At 29.2% G+C, this 12,726-nt stretch carries 4 protein-coding genes; all 4 read left to right on the top strand.

Annotated features, from left to right (window positions below; translation table 11 throughout):
- The first annotated feature begins 22 nt into the window (after positions 1 to 22).
- The 4 genes from IX290_RS02875 to IX290_RS02855 all read left to right on the top strand — a co-directional run bounded on the left by IX290_RS02875 (position 23) and on the right by IX290_RS02855 (position 12,376).
- A complete protein-coding gene (locus IX290_RS02875) occupies positions 23 to 379 on the top strand; it encodes an FMN-binding protein (RefSeq protein ID WP_249168820.1) in 357 nt (118 codons plus the stop codon).
- A gap of 513 nt (positions 380 to 892) precedes the next feature.
- The gene (locus tag IX290_RS02865) at positions 893 to 1,408 is read left to right on the top strand and encodes a transposase (protein WP_211491699.1); all 516 of its coding nucleotides are present in this window, start codon (positions 893 to 895) and stop codon (positions 1,406 to 1,408) included.
- Between the two features lie 139 nt (positions 1,409 to 1,547).
- Positions 1,548 to 1,703: an IS3 family transposase gene (locus IX290_RS02860; protein WP_211491726.1), complete on the top strand. Its 156-nt coding sequence runs from the start codon at positions 1,548 to 1,550 to the stop codon at positions 1,701 to 1,703.
- 257 nt (positions 1,704 to 1,960) lie between these two features.
- Positions 1,961 to 12,376: an autotransporter-associated N-terminal domain-containing protein gene (locus tag IX290_RS02855; RefSeq protein WP_211491698.1), complete on the top strand. Its 10,416-nt coding sequence runs from the start codon at positions 1,961 to 1,963 to the stop codon at positions 12,374 to 12,376.
- The last annotated feature ends 350 nt before the right edge of the window (positions 12,377 to 12,726 follow it).

Genomic DNA, 12,726 nt, shown 5'->3' with positions numbered 1-12,726 from the left:
GAATCAAGATAGCAAGGAAAAATTGAACGTAGAAAAAATAAGAAAGTATTGCGTAATTGCGTTTATCGTAGTTGGATTGGTTGCATTTGTTATGGAAAAAATAAATGCTCCTGAGATATATGAAGGTGAAGGAGATGGATTTGCTGATACTATAAAAGTGCAAATCGCTGCTAAAAAAGAAAATGGAAAAGTAAAAATACTTGATGTTAAATACGAACATGGAGATACTGATGCAGTAGCAACTCCAGCAATAGAAGAACTTATTGCTAAGTTAAAAGAAACTCATGACGTTGACAGTCTTGATATAGTTTCTGGAGCTTCATACACATCTGAAGGATTTATAGATGCTGTAAATGATGCAATATCAAAGATAAAATAGTAGATAATCAAACTATCTTCAAGTAGTGAGTATGTGAAACTTTTTCTGTAAATAGTAAAAGATTAAGGTTCTTTGTCAAATAGTATTGCTGAACCAAAATAAGGTAAAAATTCATAAGATTTTGATGATTCGGGTTTAACCGAGTCGTCAAAATCTTTCTCTATTAAATCACTTTTTACTTTCATTAATATTTAAATTTTATTATTATAAAAAATCTGAAGAGAATCAAACTTTAAATATTGTATGTATTAAAATCTATTAATCCTCTAATTATCATAATACGTTTTCTGAAGTTAGAAAAGCAATAATATCTACAAGAAAATGTTTTAACACTCTTTATTAAATTATTAGGTCCTTCTATCATTCCATTATTGTATGTCGTTAGAAGAGTATTGGTAACAAATTCTTTATATTTTTTCAATGTTTTTGGCTCAGTTCTCATATAATGGTAAGTTTCTTTTCTATACTGCACCCAAAATCTTAGACGACTAAGATGGAAGGTGTAATTTTTTTATGGCTAAATTAACAAATGAACAAAAAATTGAAATTTATGAAAGAAAATTAAAAGGTGAATCTTTAAGAAAGTTAGGTCGAGAATTTAAGGTAAATTTTCATAGATTGGAGTATTTAGTTAGACTTCTAAAAAAACATGGATATGGTATTCTTAGACAAGGCAAAAATAACCATTATTCTAAGGAATTTAAAGAATCTACAATTAATAGGGTTTTATTGAATAATGAGGCTATTTTGTCAGTAGCGCTTGATGTTGGGCTTAGTTCAGATGGACAGTTAATAAATTGGATTAAAAAATACAAAGAAAACTGCTATAATGTCATAGAAAAGAAAAGAGGAAGAAAGGCTAAAACTATGACTAAAATAAAAAAAACTAAGAAAACACTAACTAAAGAAGATAAAATTAAAGAATTAGAAAATAAAATTTTGTATTTAGAAGCAGAAAATGAGTATTTAAAAAAGTTGAATGCTCTTGTTCAGGAAGAAGAGTTAGCAAAGAACAAAAAGTCAGAGTAATAACTGAACTTAGAGCTAAATATCCTTTAAAAATATTACTTTTAATATCTGGTATAGCAAGAGCTACATACTATTTTTATCTGAATAAGCAGGATACTGATTTAAAAAATAAAGATATCATTGATAAAATCAAAGAAATATTTTATGGACAAAAAATAATTATAGGAATATAAAAGAATTAAAATTAGCGATAGAAGAGTATATAGATTATTATAATAACAGAAGAACTAAGGAAAAATTAAAAGGATTAAGTCCTGCAAAATACAGGAATCAATCCTTGTCAGTTAATAAGTAAAATATGTGTCTAAGAAAAAGGGTTCATTACATACCTTTTTATTATTATCATATCATTTTTGTGGTTATTAACATGTCACATGAAATAGTTATGGGCTTTATATTTTTGTGTCACATTATATTTTATAATTTATTGTTTGAAAAGTTTAGAAAAAGAGGTATAATACAACTAAATAATGATTCTATTGTGGATAAATAGTGTTAGTTATAATATACATTTAAATAAATAAAATATCAAACTATTACAAGGGAGGAAAAATGGGGAATAAATATTTAAATGAAAGTCAAAAAATATTAAAACGATTTGTGAAAAAATCATCTAGAATAACTTATTCAACATCACTTTTGGTAAGTTTTCTAATCACAGGAGCGATAGGATATTCAGCAGAGATAAGTGAAGCTATACCTACAAGAGAAGAATTAGCAGCTAAGGTTTCAATTGAAAAAGAACATGTTGAAAAAATAATAAAAGAAAATAAAAGTGAGATAGATAACTTAAATCTAGAAATTGAAAAATTGTTAAGAAGAGGAGCCTTTTGGATAAAGTCATTAGATTCTTCTTACCAAGTGTTTTTCAATGGAATTTGGAACAAAAGAACAGAGAATAAAAATAGAACAAAAGCAAATTTTAATTCTAGCGAATATACATCAAATATTCCACAATCATTAAACAAATGGGATACTATATACGATGGAACATATTATGGAAGTAATGGAGTCATAAAAAATAGGATAGAATTTACAGATAGTATTGATTTTGGAGCTAACATAAAACCAAAAAGTGTTGATGAAAAACAGTTATCTGTACCAAACATAATTAAAAAAGAGGTTTCATTGGTAAGTTTTAATCCTCCTTTAGAGCCAGTAATAGAGATTGAAACTCCAAATGTTAAAAATCCACAACTGGTAAAGACTGTAACACCTAATATACCAAGTGTCCATGTGGATAAACCAAGTGATATTTCAAGTTTGACACCTGTAAATGTAGCAGAAATTAAAGCAATCAATATAAAAATAAATGAGCCTAAAGTAGTTGAGCCAGTAAAAGTTAATGCACCAACTGTAGAGGCTCCGTCTGTGCCTGGTGGATTCAACCCTAGACTTATAGCTCAACCGGATATACCAAAAATAAAAGAGATAGTAGTACCCCAAATTGAATCCCCTGAGCTTACAGGAGGAGGTGCCAATCCTAGTTATAATAGATATTCTATTTGGTGGGGAACTAATGCTGGGATGATATCTCAAATATCTGTAAAAAAAGGTATTATCACAATTGCTGATAATACAAAAGTTGAAGGTTATGAAGGAGATGCCAGTATTGCAAAAGATATAGGATATATAAAATCTCAAAGTAATCAAAGCGAGACAGTTTCTAATGGAACATACGAAAACCAGATATTTTTTAGTACTCTTCTAAATGTACCGTATTCAGAATTTAGTAGAGATGTTGTAATAAATGTAAATAAACCAGAATATAAAGTGATAGATTTAGAAACTGAAGGTCGAGTTAAATTAAAAACTGGTGAGTATGGGACTATAGAAAAATATAAAAATAGAGGATATATAGATTCTGATAAAAATAAGCTATTAAAAACTTATAAAGCATATTCAGGAATAGTAGGAGATAACCCTGACGAGGAGTTATTATTTATTAATAAAGGAAAAATAAATTTAAATGCAAGTAAATCAAATTATTTCTTTACTACTTCACATAATGACGGTAATTATAGAACGAATTTTATTGATAATGAGGGAATAATAACTGCTAAGGGAACTGATAGCATTATAATTAAGCATAGTCCAGATACAAGTCAGGCAAAAGCATGGATATACTCGAATACAGGGAAAATGTATGCTGATGGAGAAAGGTCAATAATTGTTGGTTGGGCATATAAATATCTATCTTCTGGAAGAGCAGGATTTATAAATGATGGAGAAATAAAAGTTAGAGGACAAAAGGGGATAGGAGTATTCTTTTCACAAGATGAAGGTAATAGTGCCATGAGAGATGGTCATCTTGTATACCTTAAAAAATCTATAGATTTATTAGGAGACGAGTCTATAGGATTTGTTTCAAAAAATACAGGAGAAGGAGCTAGAAATGTAAAAAATCTTGTGAATTTTACAATTGGAAAAGAACCTCCTCAAGATTTTGGAAACATTAATGGAAATGACGCAAGTTATGTAGAAAAAGCTATAGGAATATTGCAAGATCAAAGAAAGGAAACTAAAGCAGCTACTTTGATAGCAATAAATAATTATGCAAAAGAAAGTATAGGTATTTATGCTAAAGAAGGAACTTTTAACACGGTTCAAAATAAAGATTTAAATATAAAAAATAAAATTGTTATAGATGGCGGAAAAAATAATATCGCTTTTGGAATCGAAAATTCGGCAAAAATTATTTTCGATGGAGATATAATTATAAGTGATGGGGAAGGAAATGGAATAGGACTTCTTAAGGGAAATACTTCATCTTCTTTAAAAATCACTGGGAATGTAAAGGTTGGTAGCGAAAATAAATTTTTAAATAATTCAGTTGTAATGTACACAGAAGGCTCTCAAGTTAAGTTACCAGAAAACAGCTTATTTTATTTAAGTGGTAATTCAGTAGCACTTTATGCTCAGAATAGTGGAACTATTGATTTTTCAAGAATAAATAAAAATGGAAATCCAACGATTACTATAAAAAGTGATGATAATCAAGGAACAGCAGTTATTGCAAAAGATGGTGGAATAATAAATATATCCAATCAACGTATAAAAATCGATAAAGGAGCTACATCAATTTTAGCAATTGGTAATAATTCGCAGGTAAATGCACAAGGTGCTACTTTGGATTATGATGGAAATGGATATTCTGTATTTGCAAAAGATGGTGGAACAATAAATCTTACAAATGGGAATATTATTTTACGTGGGAAATCTATAGCGATGGAATTGAATAAAAATATAAGTAACCCTGTTACATTCACAAATGGTAAAATAACAGTCATGTCAGATGATGTAAATGTATTTAATCTTGTAAATATAGGAACAATTAGAGTATCTCAAATAAAAGATGATGTAAAAAATCAAGTTGGAACCAATATAACTATTGAAGCAGGAACGAAGGCTGATGGAAGTAAATATGATAAATATAGATTAGCAGCTGTAGATGGTGGAAATTTAGATATAGATGTTGCTTTAAATAAGAGTGATAATAATTTAGAGAGTCCATCTAACTATTACTTTAGAAGATTTTTAGGACAAAGATTAAAAATAAATGTTAATAATAATGTTACTGCAAAGCTAAATTCAAAGGATTCAGAATTTTTTAATGATCAAGTTGTGGCATTAGAAGGAAATTCAAGTAAAAAGGCAACTTCAGTTGAAGAAACACAGATAAATTTAGCAAATGCTACAGTAGAAGCAGATAGAACTGATGCAGGAAATGGTGCAGTTGGATTATTTATAAACTATGGAAAAGTGGATATAGATGATAAATCTAAAATACTAGTAGAAAAAGGAAGCAATACAGTAAATAATAAAGCCATAGGAGTGTATGCAGTAGATGGTTCAATTGTTACAAATAAAGGAGCAATAGAAGTTGGAGGAAACAATTCTATAGGTATTTTAGGACTGGCATATAGACTTGATAATGGAGCTCTAATAAAAAATGAATTTGGTGGGAAAACTGGAGAAGGAAATATTTCTATAACAAATAGCAAAGACATAAAAATGTCTGGAGAAAACGCAATAGGAATATATGCTGAAAATAATAATACAAACTTAGCAGATTCAAATCATGTAATAATAAATACTGGAAATATAACAACTGGAGATAAAGGGATAGGAATATATGGACATAATGTTATAATAACACCAGAATTAGGAAATATAAATATCAGTAACAAAGGAATTGGAATATATAGTAGCGATTCAAAAGTTGGAAAAGAAACAAAAGATCTGGGAACAGTTACTTTTAATGGTGATAATGGAATTGGTATATATTTAGCAGGAGATCAAAATAAAAGTACAGTTTCATCAGGTACCCTAACTCTTTCAAATCCAAATGCAAAGAATGGAAATATTGGATTATTTGTTGATTATACTCAAAATTTGGCTTCGTATGATATGAAAACAAAAGTAAATGTGGGGGATTCGAATAATATAACAGCATATTATTCAAAATCTGGGGATATAAATCTACTTGTATCTGGAAAGATTAATGAAAATAGTGTTGGAGTTGCAGGTGCTACTGAGAAGAAGTTGACTTATGGTAATGGAAATGATTCGTTTACATTTGAAGTTGGTAATAATTCTACAGGAATAGTAGGTAAAAATAATGATATAGTTTTACAAAAAAATGCCCAAATTCAGCTTAAAGGAGAAAAAAGTGTAGGAATATATGCTGAAGGTGAAAAGAAAGTTGAAGATTTAGGTAAGATAACTTTAGAAAATAAGAATACAGTTGGAATTTATGGAAGAAATAAAGCAAAAGTGGAATTGAAAGATACTTCGAATATCGAATTTAGCTCAGATTCAAAAGAAAGTATAGGAGTATATCTTGCTGGATCAAATGCCAATATAACAGACTCTGATTTGACTTTTAATCAAAAGCCTGAAAACAAAAATATATTGATATATCTACAAGGATATAATACAGAAGGAAGTACAATTACTTTGAAGAATCTTCATGTAAATCCTAGTGAAACTTCTGTAGGAGATAATAGAACTATAGGAGTATACATGGACACATCAGTTGCCAATAATAATGGTAGCGTAGTAAATACTTTTAAAGGTAAAGTAGAAACTGAAAATAAGGGTATAGGAATCTATGCTAAAAATAGTGGAAATGAAAAAAATATTTATAATAGTTTTGAAAATTCAGAAATACTGTCTAAAAATGAAGGAACAGCTGGAATATTTGCAGATGGTAATATTAAAATAAAAAATTCTGCGATAAAGGCTCAAGATAAAGGGATAGGAATATATGGAAATCATGGAACTATTAATATTGATGGAACTAATAATATTGAAATTTCTAAAGGTGGAACAGGAATTTATCTTACAAATGGAAGTAATCTTAAAGGAGGGGTTCTTTCTTTAAAAAATGATACAACTGGAACAAATGCAGTTGGAGTATATTATAACAAGGGAACTGTAAATGGAGAACTTAATCATGATACTGAATTAAATATTGGTAGTGGAAATAATCTTATGGCTCTATATATCGCTGGAGGAGTACATATTAAGAATTCTAAAAATATAGGAATATTAGCAGGAACTGAAAATGTTGCTACATATTTGACAGGAAATTCTCAATTTGAAAATATTGCTGGAATAAATATAGAGGGAAATAGTGATAAATCTTCAGGAATTTATGTGGCAAATGGAACTGGAATTAATAGTGGAAAAATAGTTATAAAGGATCTTATAACACCTAGTTCTCTTTCTGTTGGTATGGCAGCTGTAAAAGACTCAGGAGCATTGAAAAGTGAAGTTATAAATAATAAAGATATAGAAGTAACTGGAGATGCAGTTGGAATGTATGTTGCTGATTCTTCAGTGGGAGAAAATAGTGGAAAAATTATTTCTTTAAATAAAGATACTCTTAAATCAACAGGAGTTTATGTAAATGGACAAAATGCTCATTTTAAAAATAAAGGAGAAATAGAATCACAAAATATTGCTCTAGCTCTTAAAAATACAAAAGAAAATAATATTAAAGCTGGAAATTTAAAATTAACAGCTAATTCAGCAGTTGGAGTATATGCAGCTAATTCAGTAATAGATTTTGATATTATGCCAATAGTAAATTCAGGTATAAAAAATGCCATATCTCTGTATGCAGACGAAGGAACAAAGATTGATGGAAAGATTTCAGCAGTGAATGGAATAGGAAATATAGGTGTGTATCTGAAAGATTCAAGTGTAATTTTTGGAAATAATTCAAAGATAATAGTTGGTAATGGAGAAAGAAATAATTTTGGAATAGGAATCTATGTAGGAAAAGGCTATAATGGACCTATAAAAGCAAATGTTAAACAACAGGGAGAAAAAACTATTGGAATATCACTTGAGAGTGGTGATGTGAGTACGACAACAAAAGTTGTATATAGTGGAGAATTAAATGTTGGAAAAGGAATAGGAGTATTAGTTCCTGAAAAAACAGAATTTAAAACAGATAATGCAACATTTAATATTGATGGCGGGGCAGGAATTGTCATCAAAAAAGGAAAAGTTGATATAGGAAATGCTGGAAATACAAAAATGGTCTTTGGAGATTCTAAAGGGACAGCAATCTATCAAGAAGATGGAGAAATTAATGTTGGTTCAAATCTTATAATTGAAGGACAGGGAAGTTTTATAACTCTAAATAATTCAAATTCAACGATTGACTCTGTTATACCTGTTGCCAAAGATGGAGTAGGGGTATATGGAGTATACAATAGTTCATTACAAAATTATTTATTGAATCTTGGACCTAATGGAAAGATAAATCTGAATGGAGATAATTCTATAGGAATGGCAGCGTCTGTAAAAGGAGTTAGTCCTAATAAGGTTGAAATTAGAAATGATGGATCAATAGTTTCTTTATCAGGAAAAAATGGAATAGGAATCTATGCAAAAGGTGCCACAGTAAGAAATAATAAAATAGAGGTGGGAACTTCTGGTATAGGTATATATACAACAAATGAAGATGCTGATAAAAATACTAAAGTAGAAAGTAAAAGCATTATTTTAACAGGTGATGATTCAATAGGAATATTTGCAAATAAATTTGATTCAAATGAAATTATTAATCCTGGAAAAATAGAGTCAAAAGGGACAGGACAAAAAGGACTTTATGTAAAAGGTAACCAATCTAAAACAAGTATTAAAGATTTTGAATTTACTTCTTTAAAAGATGGAATAGGAGTAATATTTGAAAATGGAGAATTCGCTCTTGATTCTACTAATAAAAATAAGATTGTAATTGGAAATACAGAGAATAAAGAAAAAAGAGGAATCGGAATTGTCACAGAAAAAGCTCATGGAACTATTTCAAAAACAGATATTGTCCTTGGAAAAGATTCAATAGGAGTTTATGTAAAAGAGAGTACAGTAAAATTTGATAGTGGAAGTATAAAATCAGATTCTGGAGATTCAATTCTTGTTTATGCTGACAAAAAAAGTAATATTGAATTGGAAAATCTAGATGGTGGTCTAGCTGTTAGAGAAAATGGAATTGCTCTTGCAGTCAGTGGAGGTAAAGTAAGTACGACAAATCCTACAGACATTAAAGTAAATGGTGTTAACGGAATAGGAATCTATGCAAAAGGTGATACTAGTAATCCTGCTGACATATCGGAAAATTTTAAAGTAAATGTTTCTAATGGTGGAGTAGGTATATATGCTAAAGGAAATGTTACATCTTATGGAACATTGACTCATTTAAGTGGAAATAATACAAAGGGGTATATTTTTGAAGATATTACACATATGGTCGATGCATCAGAAATTGTACTTGGGGAAGGCAACGCTACAGGACAAATAGGTGTATATGCAAAAGGAATTGGACATGGAATTAAGCTTAGAGGACTAAGAATAAATTCTGGAAAAAATATAGGAGTATATAATACAGCTGATCAAAATATTATGAATAATGGAGATATAATTGTAATAAACAATAATTCTGCAGATACTTCAGTTGGAATATATTCGACAAATTCTGATACTTCTAATATTAGAAAAATATCAACAGCTGGAAAGATAATAGTTGGAGAAAATAATGTAGGTATATATGGTATAAATACTGGAGTGGAACAAACAGTTGATAAAGATATAACTGTTGATTCCAATGGTATAGGTATTTTATCTGAAAATATCGATTCTTACTATGGAAAAGGAAATATCGATGTTAAAGGAAACATTACTGTAAAAGATAGTGGTATTGGTATTCGAAGTAAAAATGCTGATATAAAACTTGCTAATAATTTAAATGTAGGAAATAACGGAGCTAAAGGAATCTATGCAAGTGAAAAAGGAAATATAAATATTGTAGGAGATATGACAGTTGGTGATAATTCAATAGGAATATATAAAAACGGAAGTGGAAAGATAGAAACTACTTCTGGCAAAAATATTAGTATTGGAGAGAATTCATATGGAATATTTACTGAAAATTCCGAAATTGTAAATAATTCAAATATCAAGGTAGGCAAGAACGGTATTGGAGTTGCAGGTACTAAAAATATAACTTCAAATGGTGATATAATTGTTGGTGATGGTGGAGTTGGACTCTATGCAAAAGATAGTGGAGCAAATGTAGTATCTTCAGGAATTCATACAATTGGTAATGATAAAGCAATTGGTATCTATGGTGAAAATGTTAATATCAATGTAAAATCGAGAAGTAAAATGACAATTGGTGAACATGATAGTATAGGGGTTTTATCTCTAGGATCTGGAAATATAACTATTAATGGAATATCTGGAAGTATGACAGTAGGAAAAGATTCTATCGGTATCTACAAAAAAGGAACAGGAAACATGAAGGTAAGTAATTCAAATTTAGAAGTTTTAGATAAAGGGTATGGAATCTATTATTTAGGAACAAATAAAGATGGACTGCAGGTAGAAAATACAAATATGAATCTTGGAAAGGAAGCTGTAGGTGTATATGGACAGAAAACAATTATCTCTTACAAAGGAGATATTCATGTAGGAGAAACAACTATAGGTAAAGGTGGATTTGATAATCCTGCATTAAATAAGAACTCAATAGGTATTTTTGGAGAAAATTCACAAGTAGAATACACTGGACATATGATTGTTGATAAACCTCTATCAGTAGGGCTATATGCATATAAAGAGCAAAATGGAAGCGGAGTTCCAACAGCATCAATAACATTGAAATCAGGGGCAGTTCTCGATGTATCAAATGGTGGTATAGGTATCATGGGAGGTTCTGGAATTCATGAAATATTAATTGAAGAAAATGCTAAAATAAATGTAGACGGAAGTACAAATGAAGGAAAGAATCCATCTATGGGTATAGTTTCTTATAGTGGAAATATTATAAATAAGGGTGAAATTAATTTATCTAATGGAGCATCTGGAGTATATCTTGGTGGGATAGCAAGTCTTGTAAGTGAAGGAAAAATAACAGTAGACGCTACAAGTAATAAAATTCAATTAAAAGGTGTTCGTGATGCAAATGTAGGCGGAATAAAGATAACATCAATTGGAAAAGTTACTATTGATAATAGAATAATAACAGGGGGAATTGTTCACATAAAAGGTGATTTGACAATGGATGGTTTGGGAATTGATATAAGTACTTCAAAACCAGTAATTAAAGCTGATAATGTTGAAGGATTGGCATATATTCTTCCAAACTTTACTTCTGGAAATTCAATACAAAAATATACAATTCCTGATGTATTTAGAGTAGCTCCAGAGGGAATAGGAACATTTACTGGAGATATCAAATCTGCTTCTGTATCATGGATTGCTAAGATATCTAGTGATCCAAACTTGGTACCACCTACAGAAACTAGAGATATAACTATGGTAAGAATTCCATATCAAAATCTTATCAAAGGTGAAAGATATAAAAACTTAGGTTTAGGTTTAGAAAAAGTTAGACTTTCAATACCTAAGACTGAAGTTTCAAATGAATTTAAATCTCTAGATGAAATAACTACTCATGAAGAATTTGCAAGTGCCTTGGCAGATATAAGAGGGGATATATATTCAAATATTCAAGAGAGAATGAGAACTGTGGAAAATATTTATGACAGATCTTATGAAGAATTATTGTCATCATATAATGTTACAAGAAATGTAAATAAATTTAGTGTTATAAATGCAAGAGGAAAACATAGAGATAATACACTTGGTGTGGCTGGATACAAATATAACTCAACAGGACTTCTATATTTACGTGATAATGAACGTTATTCTTATGGTGGAAAATTTGGTTGGTCTGCTGGAATTACAGAAACTAAGTTTGATTTTGAAGGAAAAACAAATAGAGGTTCAAAAGAGAGAATATTATCTGGAAAAGTAGGTGTTCATTATCAAAAAGCATTGAATAAACACGATGAAGATGTAAAACTTAAATATTTGACAAGAGCAGAATTAACACTTAATAGACATTCGGCAAAAAGATATATGCAATTGGGAAATGATGTTTATAGAGTTAGAAGTACATATTACTCTACAAATTTATCTTGGAAAAATAGAGTTATGTATGATTATGATATAACTACTCAATGGACAATTAAACCATATGCAGGAGTAGATTTCTCTTATGGACATTTCAGTACAGTAAAGGAAAAAGATGATACTTTAGCTTTAGAGATAAAAGATAATAATTATTTTATCACTACACCTAATGTTGGAGTAGAAACAAAATATAGAATTCCATTTGGAGAGAATAAACAAGTTATTTTGAAGGCTGACTCTGAAGTAGATTATGATATGAATAAACTTTATACCAAAGCAAATGAAGCAAAACTTAAAAAAGCAGATACAGAATATTATAAACTTTCTGAACCAAAGGCAGATAGACTTGGATTATCACTTGGAGCAGAGATAGGAATAGAAAAAACAGATAATTATGGAGTAACTTTGAGAGCGGAATACAATAAAGGTCGTAAATCAGATATTAATTATGGAATACATTTCAATTTAAAATTTTAATTAATAATTATTTATTGAAGACCAAAAGATGGCAGATAATTATTGAAGAAAAAGTACTTATTTGTTAAATTCCGTTTATGTACTAGATTAAAATAAAAAGATTTATTGTCAAATAATGTCAATGAACTAAAATAAAATAAAAATTCATAAGATTTTGATGATTCAGATCTAACTGAGTTATCAAAATCTTTTTCTTTTTCTATTAAATCATTCTTTATCTTCATTAATGTTTAAATTTTGGCATTACAAAAAAAGCTGAATAAATTCAAACTTCAAATATTACATGTATTAATATCTATTAATTCTTTAATTATCAGAATACGTTTTTTGAAGTTAGAAAAGCAACGATA

The organism is Fusobacterium sp. DD2, assembly GCF_018205345.1.
GTDB lineage: Bacteria > Fusobacteriota > Fusobacteriia > Fusobacteriales > Fusobacteriaceae > Fusobacterium_A.
This window is presented reverse-complemented; position numbering and strand designations above follow the sequence as displayed.